12 protein-coding genes, 2 tRNA genes and 1 pseudogene are annotated in these 15418 nt (G+C 66.9%); 12 read left to right on the top strand and 3 right to left on the bottom strand.

The window, feature by feature from the left end; translation table 11 throughout:
• Positions 1-315 (bottom strand): annotated as a pseudogene (locus A9X04_RS01735) (aminopeptidase N); the annotation flags it as partial.
• A gap of 105 nt (positions 316-420) precedes the next feature.
• Between A9X04_RS01735 and A9X04_RS01730 the strand changes: the two are divergent.
• From A9X04_RS01730 to A9X04_RS01720, 3 genes are read left to right on the top strand one after another with little or no spacing between them, the layout of a single operon-like run.
• Positions 421-1044, top strand: coding sequence for a DsbA family protein (locus tag A9X04_RS01730; protein ID WP_067917141.1), 624 nt, complete (start codon positions 421-423; stop codon positions 1042-1044).
• A 48-nt stretch (positions 1045-1092) separates the two neighbouring features.
• The gene (locus A9X04_RS01725; protein WP_067917139.1) at positions 1093-1572 is read left to right on the top strand and encodes a ribose-5-phosphate isomerase; all 480 of its coding nucleotides are present in this window, start codon (positions 1093-1095) and stop codon (positions 1570-1572) included.
• 6 nt (positions 1573-1578) lie between these two features.
• Entirely contained in the window at positions 1579-2379 is an 801-nt protein-coding gene (locus A9X04_RS01720; protein WP_067917137.1) for an Fpg/Nei family DNA glycosylase, read from the top strand.
• 483 nt (positions 2380-2862) lie between these two features.
• Here A9X04_RS01720 and A9X04_RS01715 read toward each other — a convergent pair whose 3' ends face one another.
• Both A9X04_RS01715 and A9X04_RS01710 read right to left on the bottom strand, forming a co-directional pair.
• On the bottom strand, positions 2863-4074 hold the full coding sequence (locus tag A9X04_RS01715; protein ID WP_067917135.1) for a serine hydrolase domain-containing protein: 1212 nt from the start codon (positions 4072-4074) through the stop codon (positions 2863-2865).
• Between the two features lie 32 nt (positions 4075-4106).
• Positions 4107-4177: transfer RNA gene (locus A9X04_RS01710), tRNA-Gly, on the bottom strand.
• A 148-nt stretch (positions 4178-4325) separates the two neighbouring features.
• Between A9X04_RS01710 and A9X04_RS01705 the strand changes: the two genes are divergently transcribed.
• The 9 genes from A9X04_RS01705 (at position 4326) to mobA (ending at position 14183) form a co-directional block, all read left to right on the top strand.
• Positions 4326-4402 (top strand) — tRNA-Pro (locus tag A9X04_RS01705).
• A 68-nt stretch (positions 4403-4470) separates the two neighbouring features.
• Positions 4471-5919: a trigger factor gene (gene tig, locus A9X04_RS01700; RefSeq protein ID WP_067917133.1), complete on the top strand. Its 1449-nt coding sequence runs from the start codon at positions 4471-4473 to the stop codon at positions 5917-5919.
• Between the two features lie 127 nt (positions 5920-6046).
• On the top strand, positions 6047-6637 hold the full coding sequence (gene clpP1, locus A9X04_RS01695; protein ID WP_067917131.1) for an ATP-dependent CLP protease proteolytic subunit ClpP1: 591 nt from the start codon (positions 6047-6049) through the stop codon (positions 6635-6637).
• 17 nt (positions 6638-6654) lie between these two features.
• Positions 6655-7278 (top strand): ATP-dependent CLP protease proteolytic subunit ClpP2, encoded by a 624-nt coding sequence (gene clpP2, locus A9X04_RS01690; protein ID WP_067917143.1) that lies wholly within the window; start codon positions 6655-6657, stop codon positions 7276-7278.
• Positions 7279-7698: 420 nt separating this feature from the next.
• On the top strand, positions 7699-8979 hold the full coding sequence (gene clpX / locus A9X04_RS01685) for an ATP-dependent Clp protease ATP-binding subunit ClpX (protein ID WP_055400128.1): 1281 nt from the start codon (positions 7699-7701) through the stop codon (positions 8977-8979).
• Between the two features lie 45 nt (positions 8980-9024).
• Positions 9025-10320, top strand: a complete 1296-nt coding sequence (locus A9X04_RS01680; protein WP_156764174.1) for an MFS transporter — start codon at positions 9025-9027, stop codon at positions 10318-10320.
• 194 nt (positions 10321-10514) lie between these two features.
• On the top strand, positions 10515-12488 hold the full coding sequence (locus tag A9X04_RS01675) for a 2-oxoacid:acceptor oxidoreductase subunit alpha (RefSeq protein WP_156751868.1): 1974 nt from the start codon (positions 10515-10517) through the stop codon (positions 12486-12488).
• Complete coding sequence (locus A9X04_RS01670; RefSeq protein ID WP_067917125.1) at positions 12485-13576, top strand: 2-oxoacid:ferredoxin oxidoreductase subunit beta; 1092 nt, start codon at positions 12485-12487, stop codon at positions 13574-13576. Before A9X04_RS01675 ends, A9X04_RS01670 begins: the two co-directional genes overlap by 4 nt.
• A 1-nt stretch (position 13577) precedes the next feature.
• A complete protein-coding gene (mobA, locus tag A9X04_RS01665; RefSeq protein ID WP_067917123.1) occupies positions 13578-14183 on the top strand; it encodes a molybdenum cofactor guanylyltransferase in 606 nt (201 codons plus the stop codon).
• Positions 14184-15418: the final 1235 nt, after the last annotated feature.

Raw genomic sequence — 15418 nt, 5'->3', positions numbered from 1 at the left:
CGCGTCGACGACGAGCACGTTGTGTTGCTCCAGGCCGCGCAACGCGATGCCGGTGGATTCGTCGTATCCGGACACGTCGATGTCGTGACCGTTGAGCGTGGCACCGCGTACCGTCTCGGCGGCGAGGTCGATGTACGTGTCGGCGCCCGGAAGCGCGTCGAACACGACCGTGGTCGTGGACCGGAACGTGCGGGTGGCCGGGGGACCCCCAACATCCGAGCCGTCGGTGACATCGAGCTGGATCTGGTAGCTGTCGACGGTGATCAGGGCCGCGCGTTCGACGGCCTGGTCCCGGGTGAGATTAGGAAGGGCCACGCGTCCAACTTACGTGCCCGGATCGCATCCGGGGCACTGCGGGAACAGGGCCGCGGCGCCTACGGTTGTGCTGAACGGTGTGTCGACCGACGAGAGGATTGCGCTATGTCTGACAAGGCTGCCGGGAAAGACCAAGCCGATTTCTGGTTCGATCCGCTGTGCCCGTGGTGCTGGATCACGTCGCGCTGGATCCTCGAGGTGGAGAAGGTCCGCGACATCGACGTGCACTTCCACGTGATGAGCCTGGCGATCCTCAACGAGAACCGCGAGGGCCTGCCCGACAAGTATCGCGAGATGATGAAGCACGCCTGGGGGCCGGTCCGAGTGGCGATCGCCGCCGAGCAGGCCCACGGCGCCGGAGTCCTGGACCCGCTGTACACCGCGATGGGCACTCGAATCCACAACGAGGACAACAAGAACCTCGAGGAGGTCATCAAGTTGTCGCTGGCCGACGCCGAGTTGCCCGCCGAGCTCGCCGAGGCCGCGCACAGCGACGCCTACGACGACGCCCTGCGCAAGAGCCACCACGCCGGCATGGACGCCGTCGGCGACGACGTCGGCACGCCGACCATCCACGTCAACGGTGTGGCGTTCTTCGGGCCGGTGCTGTCGAAGATCCCGCGCGGCGAGGAGGCCGGCAAGCTGTGGGACGCGTCGGTGACCTTTGCGTCCTACCCGCACTTCTTCGAGCTCAAGCGCACGCGCACCGAGAAGCCCGAATTCGACTAGATCGTCGGGCGGCGACCCGCAGCGCACCGTTGTGTAAGGATTGCGGGCATGCGCGTCTACCTCGGCTCTGACCACGCCGGATTCGAGCTCAAGCAGCAGATCATCGAGCACCTCAAGGCGTCCGGGCACGAGCCGATCGACTGCGGTGCCTACACGTACGACGCCGAGGACGATTACCCGGCGTTTTGCATCGCGGCCGCGACTTGCACGGTCGCCGACCCCGACAGCCTGGGCATCGTCCTCGGCGGGTCGGGCAACGGTGAGCAGATCGCCGCCAACAAGGTGCCCGGAGCCCGCTGCGCGCTGGCGTGGAGCGTGGAGACGGCGACACTGGCACGCGAACACAACAACGCCCAGCTGATCGGGATCGGTGGCCGCATGCACACCGTCGAAGAGGCGCTGGCGATCGTGGATGCGTTCCTGACCGCGCAGTGGTCGAAAGCCGAACGCCACCAACGGCGTATCGACATCCTCGCCGAGTACGAACGCACCCACCAGGCGCCGCCGGTGCCCGGCGCGCAGGGCTGAGGCCCCATGCCCGAAGGGCACACCCTGCACCGGCTGGCCCGGCTGCACCAGCGCCGGTTCGGTGGTGCGCCCGTAGCGGTGTCCAGCCCGCAGGGGCGCTTCGCCGATGCGGCCGTGGTGGACGGGCGCGTGTTGCGCCGCACCAGCGTCTGGGGCAAGCACCTGTTCCACCACTATGACGGCGGCCCGATCGTGCACGTGCACCTGGGCCTCTACGGCGCCTTCACCGAATGGCCGCGCGAGGACGCGGTCCTTCCCGAGCCGGTCGGGCAGGTGCGAATGCGCATGGTGGGCGCCGACTACGGCACCGATCTGCGCGGGCCGACGGTCTGCGAGGTGATCGACGAGGGCCAGGTTTCCGACGTGCTGGCCAAGCTCGGCCCCGACCCGCTGCGCAACGACGCCGATCCATCCTGGGCGTGGAAGCGAATCAGTAAGTCCCGCAGACCTATCGGCGCACTGTTGATGGATCAGACCATCGTCGCCGGCGTGGGCAACGTCTACCGCAACGAGCTGCTGTACCGCCACAACATCGACCCCTTCCGCCCGGGCCGGGACGTCGGCCAGGCGGAGTTCGACGCGGCGTGGACCGACCTGGTGGCGCTGATGAAGGTCGGCTTCCGCCGCGGCAAGATCGTCGTGGTGCGGCCCGAACACGACCACGGCCCGCCGTCGTATCGGGCCGGGCGTCCCCGGACGTACGTGTACCGGCGCGCCGGCGAAGGGTGCCGGGTGTGCGGAGATTCGATCCGCACGTCCGTCCTGGAGGGGCGAAACGTGTTTTGGTGCCCGTCCTGCCAAAAGTGATGCGCCTCACCATCATTGCGCTCTCCCCAAGGTGGCGCCAATTGGCAGGAAACTCCCAGCAAGAAACGCTGACGTCTACTGTTTGAGCGCGGCTCGATTGAGGGTACTGGTGGAAGCCGTGAATACTCTTCCGCGTTTAGCTGCAACGGTTTCCGCGATCGTCGGGTTGGGGCTGGCTGGGCTGGGTGCCGCGGTCGGCGCCCAGGCCCAGCCCGCGCCATTGCCCGATTACCACTGGTGCCCGGGGCAAGGGTGGGACCCGGGTTGGGGGCAGAACTGGGACTCGAACAACTGCCACGATGACCGCCATCGCGACATGGACGGCAACGACCACAGCCGTGACTGGAATGGCCCGGGACCCGACCAACGCGGTCCTGGCTGGCCCGGTGGACCCGGCGGACCGGGACCGTATCAGCCGCAGCCCTGGCAACACTGATCCGTCGATGGGTGCGGGCCGCGTGCGCGTGGCCCGTACCCCCAACGTCAGGTCGCCGCTCGCGCTTCCGGCATGACTCCCAGCGTCGCGTAGACCTCGTTGCTCAGCGCGAGGCTGCGCGGGTCCGCATTGGCCTTGGTGGCGTCGAAGCGGTTCGCCACGTACGCGTAACCGATGCGGTGCTCTAAATCGACGAACCCGAAGGAGCCGCCCAGGCCGCCGTGGCCGAAGATCCGAGGGTTGGGCCCGTTGACGCACCGCTGGTTGAGCATGTAGCCCAGGCCCCAGCCGTGGTCCGCGACCCGTGGCCCCAGCACCAGGTCGGTCTCCAGGCCGCCCTGACACTCCCGCACCAGGTCCATGTGCTCGCGGCTGAGCACCTTCTCCTGCGCGAGCGCGTTGTAGAACGTCGCCAACCCCAGGGCCGACACCTGCCCGTTGGTCCCCGGGAACTCGAGTTCGCGCCACAGCTGCAGATCATGGGAGCCGAGCTCGTCGTCGGGGGCGAACCCCATCGAGATCGAGAGCCCGGCCTTCGGATGGTCGGACAGGCTGACCGGGTGGCCGGGGGCCTGCGCGTCGGCCAGCAGGTCACGGGCGTGCGGCTTGTTGACCCGCTCGGCGCAGCGGCGCTGTTCGGCCAGGGGCAGCCCGATATGGACGTCGGCGCCCAACGGTTCGGCGATCTCGGTGCGCAGGTACTGGCCGATCGTCCGGCCGGTGACGCGGCGGAACACCTCGCCGAGGATGAATCCGAACGTGGTCATGTGGTAGCCCTGGGCGGTGCCCGGTTCCCAGTACGGTTCGGCGGCGGCCAGTTGCTCGCAGACCAAATCCCAGTCGGCGACGTCTTCCCAGCGCAGCCGGGTGCGGGGGCCGATCACGCCGGACCGGTGGCTCATCACCATCGCCAGCGTGATGTCCTGTTTGCCGGCTTGCGCGAACTCGGGCCAGTAATGGGCGACCGGGGCCTGCAGGTCCAGCTCGCCGCGGTCGGCCAGTTGATGGACACAGGTGGCCGACAAGCCCTTGGTGCCGGATAGCACCGTCGTCAGGGTGTTCTGCTGCCAGGTCCGGGTGTGGGCGGCGTCGGCCCAACCGCCCCAGAGGTTGACGACGAGGTCCCCGTCCACCCAGACCGCGACGGCCGCGCCGACTTCATCGCCCCGCGTGAAGTTGCCTTCGAATGCCTCGCGCACCCCGACGAAGTCCGGCGCGCATGAGCCGTGGATCAGCGCATCCGTTTCTAGGTCGCTCATGGCGCCTCTCTGTGGAGCAGATCCCTAACCCGAGCGGGCGACGGGAATCGAACCCGCGTAGCTAGTTTGGAAGACTAGGGCTCTACCATTGAGCTACGCCCGCATGTATTGGTCGAGCGTGACTGTAGCTGTCGACGAAGATCAAATCTAATCGACGCGGTCTTGTGATCGCTCCGTGAGGGTCTGTGAGGTCGCCGCGAAGGCCGTGGCCGACCCGGACTCGACGGGCCTTAGGATCATCGAGGTCAGCGCGGGGTGTAGCGCAGCTTGGTAGCGCATCCGCTTTGGGAGCGGAAGGCCGCAGGTTCAAATCCTGTCACCCCGACCAGAGCACCACCCCGCGCCGCATGCACGCGGCCCACCGAACGCCAGGAACGACCACCGAGGAGCACCCCCGTGAAGAGCACCGTCGAGCAGCTGAGCCCCACCCGGGTCCGCATCAACGTGGAGGTGCCGTTCGCCGAACTGGAGCCCGACTTCCAGCGGGCCTACCGGGAGCTGGCCAAGCAGGTGCGACTGCCCGGCTTCCGCCCCGGCAAGGCGCCGGCGAAGTTGCTGGAGGCCCGGTTCGGCCGAGAGGCGCTGCTGGACCAGGTTGTGAACGAGGCGCTGCCCGCGCGGTACGGGCAGGCGGTCGTGGACTCAGAAGTGCAGCCGCTCGGTCAGCCCGAGATCGAGGTCACCAAGAAGGAGTACGGCCAGGAGCTGGCGTTCACCGCCGAGGTCGACATCCGCCCCAAGATCGAGCTTCCGGACCTGGCCACGCTGAAGGTGTCGGTCGACCCGGTCGAGGTCAGCGACGATGACGTCGACGCCGAATTGCAGTCCTTGCGCGCCCGGTTCGGCACCCTCACCGGGGTGGACCGGCCCGTGGAAACCGGCGACTTCGTCTCCATCGACCTGTCAGCCACCATCGACGGTGAAGAGGTGCCGGGGGCCGCCGCGGAGGGGCTGTCCCACGAGGTGGGCTCCGGCCGTCTCATCGCGGGCCTCGACGACGCCCTGGTCGGTCTGTCCGCCGACGAGTCCCGCGAGTTCACCGCGCAGCTGGCGGCCGGTGACCACGCCGGGCGGGACGCGCAGGTGACCGTCACCGTCAAGTCGATCAAGCAGCGCGAGCTCCCCGAGCCCGACGACGAGTTCGCCCAGTTGGCCAGCGAGTTCGACACCATCGAGGAGCTGCGGGCCAATCTGCGCGAGCAGGTGGGCCGGGTCAAGCGCGCTCAGCAGGCCGACCAGATACGTAACGCCGCGCTGGACGCTCTCTTGGACCAGGTCGACGTGCCGCTGCCGGAGGCGATCGTCAAAGCGCAGGTCGAGAGCACCCTGCACAACGCCCTGCACGGGCTGGAGCACGACGAGGCCAAGCTCGACCAGGCGCTCGCCGGACAGGGCAAGACGCGCGAAGAGTTCGAGACCGAGACGCGCTCGGCCGCGGAGACGGACGTCAAGAGGCAGCTGCTGCTGGATGCGTTGGCCGACGAGCTGGAGGTCCAGGTCGGCCAGGACGACCTGACCGAGCGGCTGATGATGACGTCGCGCCAATACGGCATCGAGCCGCAGCAGCTGCTGGGCTACCTGCAGGAGAACAACCAGCTGCCGGCCATGTTCGCCGACGTGCGGCGCGGGCTGGCCATCGCCGAGGTGGTGCGGGCGGCGACGGTGACCGACACCGACGGGAACGCGATCGACACCAATGAGTTCTTCGGCAAGCGCGGGGAAGCCAACGATGCCGAGCCGACTGGCGAGGCTGAGGAGGCCGACCATTCGACCGGGGAGGCCAACGATGCCGAGCCGACCGACGAGGCCCCGGAAACCGAAGCGTCCGACGACGAAGCGGAGTGACCGGTCTTGACGCTGTGAGCGAAAGCGCCGAATTGAGGGGGAGCGTGACCGCGAAACAGTCGGCCAGGTTGGTTAGTGTCGGTGCATAGAAGAACTCGAGAAAGCAGGTAACCCAGTCGTGTCTGACATGCGTTCGCCCTCGCAGGGGCTCAACCTCACGGACTCGGTCTATGAGCGCTTGCTCTCCGAGCGCATCATCTTCCTGGGTTCGGAGGTGAACGACGAGGTCGCCAACCGGCTGTGCGCGCAGATCCTGTTGCTCGCCGCCGAGGACGCCGACAAGGACATCTCGCTGTACATCAACTCCCCGGGCGGATCGATCAGCGCCGGCATGGCCATCTACGACACCATGGTGCTGGCGCCCTGCGACATCGCCACCTACGCGATGGGCATGGCCGCCTCGATGGGAGAGTTCCTGCTCGCGGCCGGCACCAAGGGCAAGCGCTTCGCGCTGCCGCACGCGCGCATCCTGATGCACCAGCCGCTGGGCGGGGTGACGGGCAGCGCGGCCGACATCGCGATCCAGGCCGAGCAGTTCCACGTCATCAAGAAGGAGATGTTCCGGCTGAACGCCGAATTCACCGGGCAGTCGATCGAGCGCATCGAAGCGGACTCCGACCGCGACCGCTGGTTCACCGCGCAGGAAGCCCTGGAATACGGGTTCGTCGACCACATCATCACCCGCGCCGCCCACATCACCAACGGAGAAGCCCAGTGAGCACCCAGCACCCGAACATGCAGCCCCAGGCGCGCTACATCCTGCCGTCGTTCATCGAGCACTCCAGCTTCGGTGTCAAGGAGTCCAACCCCTACAACAAGCTGTTCGAGGAGCGCATCATCTTCCTCGGCGTCCAGGTGGACGACGCTTCGGCGAACGACATCATGGCGCAGCTGCTGGTGTTGGAATCGCTGGACCCCGACCGCGACATCACCATGTACATCAACTCGCCCGGCGGCGGCTTCACCTCGCTGATGGCGATCTACGACACCATGCAGTACGTCCGCGCCGACATTCAGACGGTGTGCCTCGGTCAGGCCGCGTCGGCCGCGGCGGTGTTGCTGGCCGCCGGAACCCCAGGCAAGCGGATGGCGCTGCCCAACGCTCGCGTGCTGATCCACCAGCCGTCGCTTCAGGGCGTGATCCAGGGCCAGTTCTCCGACCTGGAGATCCAGGCCGCCGAGATCGAGCGGATGCGCACGCTGATGGAGACCACACTGGCCCGCCACACCGGCAAGGATGCCGCGACCGTCCGTAAGGACACCGACCGGGACAAGATCCTGACCGCCGAAGAGGCCAAGGAGTACGGGATCATCGACACCGTCCTGGAATACCGGAAGCTCTCCGCGCAGACCGCCTAGCGTCATCGGCCCTTCGTCGAACGTGCACTGGCCGCGAATCCCCACCTGATTTTTCGCGCTCAGTGCGCGCTGGGCGAACGTCGGCCATGCTTGCCGAGCACACCTCATCAAGACCGACTCGCTGATCAGAGCCGATTCCGCCGAACCGCTGTAGGGTGATTTCGTGGGGATCGGGCGGCGCACCAGCCTCGGTTGGGTCACGACCGCGACACGCCAAAGACACGCAAAGCGCGTCGTTCGCGAGTGACGGGCACCGTCTGGCTATATGTTTCATCCAGACGGGACCAGCATGACTCCCCCGAATATCATCGGCGCGATTCGGCCTTAATGGTCGCGTCGGGCCCGATCTAGCGGGTAGCGTCGGGGGATACATGCGGCACAGCACGACGAACGGCGAATAGGAAGTAGGCCCTCAGCACCATGGCGCGCATCGGAGACGGCGGTGACCTGCTGAAGTGCTCGTTCTGCGGGAAGAGCCAGAAGCAGGTCAAGAAACTCATTGCTGGTCCCGGTGTGTACATCTGCGATGAGTGCATCGACCTCTGCAACGAGATCATCGAAGAGGAACTGGCCGACGCCGACGACGTCAAACTCGACGAACTACCCAAGCCCGTCGAAATCCGGGAATTCCTCGAGGGATACGTCATCGGGCAGGACACCGCCAAGCGCACGCTGGCCGTCGCGGTCTACAACCACTACAAGCGCATTCAGGCGGGGGAGAAGGGGCGCGACTCCCGGCACGAGCCGGTTGAGCTGACCAAGTCCAACATCCTGATGCTCGGGCCCACCGGCTGCGGCAAGACCTACCTGGCGCAGACGCTCGCCAAGATGCTCAACGTGCCGTTCGCCATCGCCGACGCCACCGCGCTGACCGAAGCCGGCTACGTCGGTGAGGACGTCGAAAACATTCTCCTCAAACTCATTCAGGCCGCCGACTACGACGTGAAGCGCGCCGAAACCGGCATCATCTACATCGACGAGGTCGACAAGATCGCCCGCAAGAGCGAGAACCCGTCGATCACCCGCGACGTCTCCGGCGAGGGCGTGCAGCAGGCGCTGCTGAAGATCCTGGAGGGCACCCAGGCTTCGGTGCCCCCGCAGGGCGGCCGCAAGCACCCGCACCAGGAGTTCATCCAGATCGACACCACCAACGTGTTGTTCATCGTCGCGGGTGCGTTCGCCGGCCTGGAGAAGATCATCTACGAGCGCGTCGGCAAGCGCGGCCTCGGGTTTGGCGCCGAGGTGCGCTCGAAGGCCGAGATCGACACCACCGACCACTTCGCCGAGGTCATGCCCGAGGACCTGATCAAGTTCGGGCTGATCCCCGAGTTCATCGGGCGGCTGCCCGTCGTCGCGTCGGTGACCAACCTCGACCGCGAGTCGCTGGTCAAGATCCTCTCCGAGCCGAAGAACGCCTTGGTCAAGCAGTACACCAGGCTGTTCGAGATGGACGGCGTCGAGCTCGAGTTCACCGACGACGCACTGGAGGCGATCGCCGATCAGGCCATCCACCGCGGCACGGGGGCCCGTGGCCTGCGCGCCATCATGGAAGAGGTCCTGCTGCCGGTGATGTACGACATCCCGAGCCGGGACGATGTCGCCAAGGTCGTGGTGACCAAGGAGACCGTGCAGGACAACGTGCTCCCGACGATCGTGCCGCGCAAGCCGTCGCGCACCGAGCGCCGCGACAAGAGCGCCTAACCCACCTCGCGGTCGAGCGGCCGCGCATTTGGGTACTAGATGCGCATGCCGGCCGCCGCTGAGCTCCCCAGCCCCGTACCGCGCCGGCTGACGCACGCGCTGGACCTGCTGAACTTTCTGCTGGCCGACGTCCGCGACGGGCTGGGCCCCTACCTGTCGATCTACCTGCTGCTGGCCCACCATTGGGACCAGGCGTCGATCGGGTTCGTCATGGCGGTCGGGGGAATCGGGGCGATCGTCGCGCAGGCCCCGGCCGGCGCGTTGGTGGACCGGAGCACGGCCAAGCGGGCGTTGATCGTCGGCGGCGCGTTGACCATCACCGCCGGTTCGTTGGCTATGCCGGTCTTTCCGGGGCTGTATTCGATCTCTGTCCTGCAGGCCCTGACCGGTATCGCCGGCTCGGTCTTCGCCCCGGCTTTGGCCGCGATCACTCTGGGCGTCGTGGGTCCGCGCTTCTTCGCCCGCCGGATCGGACGCAACGAGTCGTTCAACCACGCGGGCAACGCCTCGGCCGCGGCCATCACCGGCGGCTTGGCCTACTTCTTCGGCCCGGTGGTGGTGTTCTGGGTGCTCGCCGTCATGGCGGCCGCGAGTGTGCTTGCCACGCTGCGGATTCCGGGCGACGCGATCGATCATGACGTCGCGCGGGGCATGGACCACGTGCCGGGTGGGCCGCACGAGACGCCGTCCCGGATGGCCGTGCTGCTGCACAATCGCCGGCTGATGATCTTCGCCGCGACGGTCATCGCCTTCCACTTCGCCAACGCGGCCATGCTGCCGCTGGTCGGTCAGCTGCTGGCGCTGCACAACAAGGACGTCGGGACCGCGCTGATGGCCGGTTGCATCGTGGCCGCCCAGGTGGTCATGGTGCCGGTGGCCTACCTGGCCGGAGCCAAGGCCGATTCGTGGGGGCGAAAGCCGATCTTCCTGCTCGGTTTCGCGGTCCTGGCGGCACGCGGATTTCTCTACACCCTGTCCGGCAACCCGTATTGGTTGGTCGGCGTGCAGCTGCTGGACGGCGTCGGGGCCGGCGTGTTCGGCGCGCTGTTCCCCCTCGTCGTCCAGGACGTCACGCACGGCACCGGCCGGTTCAACGTGAGCCTCGGTGCCGTGACGGCCGCGACGGGCATAGGCGCCTCGGTGTCCAATCTCGCGGCCGGGTGGATCGTGGTGGCCGCCGGCTACAACGCCGCCTTCGCCTTCCTGGGAGCACTCGCCGCCGCGGGCTTTCTCCTCTACCTGGTCGCGATGCCGGAGACGGCGCCCGAAGACGCGAGCGAATCCGCGAAAAGTGACCAATACCACAGTTTTGAACGGCCCGCACCACCGTCCGCGCGCTGACATCGGCTTTAGGTGTAAAACCGCTGTATGCAACCGTTTAGAGACGGCCATTCTCGTCTTAGAGAGTCTTAAAGAAGTGCCATAATTGGTACTACTAGTGACACACAGCTCAAGGGTGCGGGGCGCGCTTGAACGGCGCGTAACGTAAAACTCCAGCGGAGTGCCTATCCGGATAACGAATGGAAGGCGGATACGTGGATCCGAACGGCAGCGGAGCCGGGTCTGATTCTCACAACGGCTCGAACGGGTCGCCTTCCGGTGGCGGGTCCGACCGCCGGCGCCTGGAGCAGGTCGTCATTCGCTTCGCCGGCGACTCCGGCGACGGGATGCAGCTGACGGGCGACCGGTTCACCTCGGAGGCAGCGCTTTTCGGAAACGACCTGGCGACCCAGCCGAACTATCCCGCCGAGATCCGGGCTCCCGCAGGAACACTGCCCGGGGTCTCCTCCTTCCAGATCCAGATCGCCGACTACGACATCCTGACCGCCGGTGACCGCCCCGACGTGCTCGTCGCGATGAACCCGGCGGCGCTCAAGGCCAACCTCGGCGACCTGCCGCGGGGCGGCATGGTGATCGCGAATTCCGACGAGTTCACCAAGCGCAACCTGACCAAGGTGGGTTACGTGACGAACCCGCTCGAGTCCGACGAGTTGTCCGACTACGTCGTGCATTCCGTCGCGATGACCACGCTGACGCTGGGTGCCGTCGAGGCGATCGGCGCGTCGAAGAAGGACGGCCAGCGCGCCAAGAACATGTTCGCGCTGGGCCTGCTGTCCTGGATGTACGGCCGCCCGATCGAAACCAGCGAGAAGTTCATCCGGGAGAAGTTCGCCCGCAAGCCCGACATCGCCGAGGCCAACGTCTTGGCCCTCAAGGCGGGCTGGAACTACGGCGAGACGACCGAGGCGTTCGGCACCACCTACGAGGTCTCGCGGGCGACGCTGCCATCCGGCGAATACCGGCAGATCTCCGGCAACACCGCGATGGCCTACGGCATCGTCGCGGCCGGGCAGCTGGCCGACATTCCGGTGGTGCTCGGCAGCTACCCGATCACCCCGGCGTCCGACATCCTGCACGAGCTGTCCAAGCACAAGAACTTCAACGTGATCACCTTCCAGGCCGAGGACGAGATCGGCGGCATCTGTGCCGCAATCGGCGCCTCTTACGGCGGTGCGCTCGGTGTCACGAGTACTTCGGGCCCGGGGATTTCGCTGAAGTCCGAAGCGCTGGGCCTGGCGGTGATGACCGAGTTGCCGCTGCTGGTCATCGACGTTCAGCGCGGCGGCCCCTCGACCGGCCTGCCCACCAAGACCGAGCAGGCCGACCTGCTGCAGGCGCTGTACGGCCGCAACGGGGAGTCACCGGTCGCCGTGTTGGCGCCGCGCTCGCCGTCCGACTGCTTCGCCGTCGCGATCGAGGCGGTGCGCATCGCGGTGTCGTATCACACGCCGGTGATCGTGTTGTCCGATGGCGCGATCGCGAACGGCTCTGAGCCGTGGCGCATTCCGGACGTCAGCACGCTGCAGCCGATCAAGCACACCTTCGCCAAGCCCGACGAGCCCTTCCAGCCGTATAACCGTGACCCGGAGACGCTGGCCCGTCAGTTCGCCATCCCCGGCACCCCGGGGCTCGAGCACCGCATCGGCGGTCTGGAGGCGGCCAACGGTTCGGGTGCCATCTCCTACGAACCGGTCAACCACGACCTGATGGTCCGGTTGCGCCAGGCCAAGATTGACGGCATCTCGGTGCCCGACGTGGAAGTCGACGACCCGACCGGGGACGCCGAGCTGCTGCTGATCGGCTGGGGCAGCTCGTACGGCCCGATCGGCGAAGCCTGCCGGCGCGCGCGGCGCAAGGGCGTCAAGGTCGCGCACGCCCACTTGCGCCATCTCAGCCCGTTCCCGGGGAACCTGGGCGACGTGCTGCGGCGCTACCCGATGGTGGTGTGCCCGGAAATGAACTTGGGCCAGCTGGCATTGCTGCTGCGCGGCAAGTATCTGGTCGACGTGCAGTCGGTCACCAAGGTTCAGGGCGTCGCATTCCTGGCCGATGAGATCGGGCGGGTCATCCGCGCCGCGCTGGGCGGCACGCTGGCCGAAATCGAGCAAGACAAGACGATGGTCGCCAGAATGGCGGCAGCGACGGTGGGAGCGGGAGCTAGCGAATGACCGACCTGATGGGAAATCTGGCGGGCGCGGACCTGGGGTTGACCCCGAGGTTGAAGAAGAACGACGGCGTCCCCACCACGGATCAGCCGCAGAAGGGCAAGGACTTCACCAGTGACCAAGAGGTCCGCTGGTGCCCCGGCTGCGGCGACTACGTCATCCTCAACACCATCCGCAACTTCCTGCCCGAGCTGGGACTGCGGCGGGAGAACATCGTGTTCGTGAGCGGGATCGGCTGCTCCAGCCGCTTCCCGTACTACCTGGAGACCTACGGGTTCCACTCGATCCACGGCCGCGCGCCGGCGATCGCGACCGGCCTGGCGCTGGCCCGAGAGGACCTGTCCGTGTGGGTGGTCACCGGCGACGGTGACGCGTTGTCGATCGGCGGCAACCACCTGATTCACGCGCTGCGCCGCAACGTCAACATCACGATCCTGCTGTTCAACAACCGGATCTACGGGCTGACCAAGGGCCAGTACTCGCCCACGTCGGAGGTCGGCAAGGTCACCAAGTCGACCCCCATGGGTTCGCTGGACCACCCGTTCAACCCGGTGTCGTTGGCCCTGGGCGCCGAGGCGACGTTCGTCGGCCGCGCCCTGGACTCCGACCGCAACGGACTGACCGAGGTGCTGCGCGCGGCCGCCGAGCACCGCGGTGCCGCCGTGGTCGAAATCCTGCAGGACTGCCCGATTTTCAACGACGGCTCGTTCGACGTGCTGCGCAAGGAGGGCGCCGAGGAGCGGGTGATCAACGTCCGCCACGGTGAGCCGATCACCTTCGGTGCCGACGGCGAGTACTGCGTGGTGAAGTCCGGCTTCGGCCTCGAATTCGCCAAGACCGCCGACGTGGCCGTCGACGAGATCATGGTGCATGACGCGCACACCGACGACTCGGCCTACGCCTTCGCGCTGTCGCGGCTCTCCGATCAGAACCTCGATCACACGGTGCTCGGCATCTTCCGGGACGTCAGCCGGCCCACCTACGACGACGCGGCGCGCTCCCAGGTGCAGGCCGCGCGGGCCTCGAAGCCGTTCGACGACACCGCTCTGCAATCATTGCTGCGTGGGCGCGACACCTGGACCGTCGACTGACGTGGCCGAGACAGCTTCACTGGCCGGAGTAGTGCTCGCCGGCGGCGCATCGCAACGCATGGGCCGCGACAAGGCCAGCCTCCCAGTGCCCGCGTCCGCGGGCTCCCAGGCGACCACGATGGTCGAGCACGTGGTCGGCATCCTCGGACAGCGTTGCGATCCGGTCCTCGTGATGGCCGCCCAGGGCCAGCCATTGCCCGAACTGCGGGCGCGGGTGATGCGCGACGAACTGCGCGGGTTGGGGCCGTTGCCGGCGACCGGGCGGGCGCTGCGGGCGGCCGCCGACGCCGGTGCCCGGCTCGCCTTCGTCTGCGCCGTCGACATGCCTTTCCTGGCAATCGATCTCATCGACGATCTCACCCGCCGGGCGCTGGAGACCGGCGCGGAAGTGGTGCTGCCGTGGGACGGCCAGGACCACTACCTCGCCGCGGTGTACCGGACCGACCTGGCCGACCGCGCCGACGCATTGGTGGCGGCCGGCGAGCGCCGGATGCGCGCCCTGGTGGACGCCTCGGACACCCAGCGAATCTTGACGTCGGATTCGCGGTCGCTGACCAACGTCAACACCGACGCCGAGTTACGCGCCCTCGCGCAGCCGCGCAGCTGACGTCGACCTCACGCGAGCGGGTCGCGGTTGGACCGCGCCGGATCGATGCTCGTACGTCATCAGCCGTCGCAGTCGAAAGCCGGAATTCACAAAGCTATTCGACCTGAGGCGAGTTCTCCTTTCGCGTTGAGGAATGGCCACGCGGGCGTACGGTTTCCTGCTCTGGGCGAATTCACCCATCCGATCGTGATCTGTTGGGGCATAGCGCATTTCGGATGGGATGATCGCGGACCGGTCCGAGAAGGTGACGCGGGAGCGACGTGAGATCGGCCGAATGCCGCGCCCGCCCAGCAAATTGCATAAGTGAATGGCAGAAGCTCAGTGGAGAGGCAGCGACGGCGGCGGCCGATCCATAATGCGTCGCCGTCAGCGCCAGGCCACGCGAAAGACATTGCTTAGAACCCTCTTTCGACGATCAGATGCCGGTCCTCCGGCGATCCGGCCGTTCTGCGCGCTCGCTATTCGAACAACGCAAGTTAGCAGGCGCGCAACATAATTCGTCCGCGTCACTGGGCGTGGCGGATGGGCGATGACGCGTAACTTGTTGTAAGCTGCGCGGCTTCGCGCCACGGACCCCGGCCCGGTAGGGCGCAATCGACGTAAACGCACCAGCGCAAATACGTGGGCCAGTTCACAAAATGCGCGTGATTCGGCTCACGATTTGAAAGCGATTGCAAATGTTGGGTACTTGCCGGAATTGCAGTGCTGACCTGCCGAAATGACGACGGGATTGCGCTGTGATCACCCCGTTACCGAAACGAGATGTCCGTTTTCCGAAGATGACGAACGCGGCTGGGTCTCGTACGGTCCGTGTTAGCCCGCAACGGGTTACGGAAGAGTAACTGAAAACAGAATCACGGACCCGCGTGTGAGCGGGGCCGCGGACGTCGCAAGGCCGTCCGTGGCCGGTGGGTAGCACCCGCCGGGCGACTCGAGCCCACCGCTGTCGTGCCAGGAGAACCGGCACGGTCCAAAGCAGGTTTCCGCACCAACCAAAAACCGTCAGCCCACCCCCGTGGGCTTGCTTTGGCGCGCGCGCACCGCGAAAGGAAAGATATTGAAGAACGTCCGTAAGACGCTCGTTCTCGCCGCGATCACGGGCACCCTCGTGACCATCCCTTCGGCCACCGCCAGTGCGGAACCGACGGGTTTCGACCCCAATGTCGCGCCCGCCGGGGCGCCGGACGCACCGCCGCCGCCCCCGGCGCCGGGGGGGGGGGGGGGGGGGGGGGGGG

Origin of the sequence: Mycobacterium sp. E3247, assembly GCF_001667785.1 — a bacterium.
GTDB lineage: Bacteria > Actinomycetota > Actinomycetes > Mycobacteriales > Mycobacteriaceae > Mycobacterium.
This window is presented reverse-complemented; position numbering and strand designations above follow the sequence as displayed.

Coding starts and splice junctions, on each gene's coding strand:
- A9X04_RS01725 (WP_067917139.1), top strand. CDS start 1,093: ATGCGCGTCTACCTCGGCTCTGACCACGCCGGATTCGAGCTCAAGCAG.
- clpX (WP_055400128.1), top strand. CDS start 7,699: ATGGCGCGCATCGGAGACGGCGGTGACCTGCTGAAGTGCTCGTTCTGC.
- clpP2 (WP_067917143.1), top strand. CDS start 6,655: ATGCAGCCCCAGGCGCGCTACATCCTGCCGTCGTTCATCGAGCACTCC.
- A9X04_RS01670 (WP_067917125.1), top strand. CDS start 12,485: ATGACCGACCTGATGGGAAATCTGGCGGGCGCGGACCTGGGGTTGACC.
- A9X04_RS01715 (WP_067917135.1), bottom strand. CDS start 4,074: ATGAGCGACCTAGAAACGGATGCGCTGATCCACGGCTCATGCGCGCCG.
- A9X04_RS01680 (WP_156764174.1), top strand. CDS start 9,025: ATGCCGGCCGCCGCTGAGCTCCCCAGCCCCGTACCGCGCCGGCTGACG.
- A9X04_RS01730 (WP_067917141.1), top strand. CDS start 421: ATGTCTGACAAGGCTGCCGGGAAAGACCAAGCCGATTTCTGGTTCGAT.
- A9X04_RS01720 (WP_067917137.1), top strand. CDS start 1,579: ATGCCCGAAGGGCACACCCTGCACCGGCTGGCCCGGCTGCACCAGCGC.
- clpP1 (WP_067917131.1), top strand. CDS start 6,047: ATGCGTTCGCCCTCGCAGGGGCTCAACCTCACGGACTCGGTCTATGAG.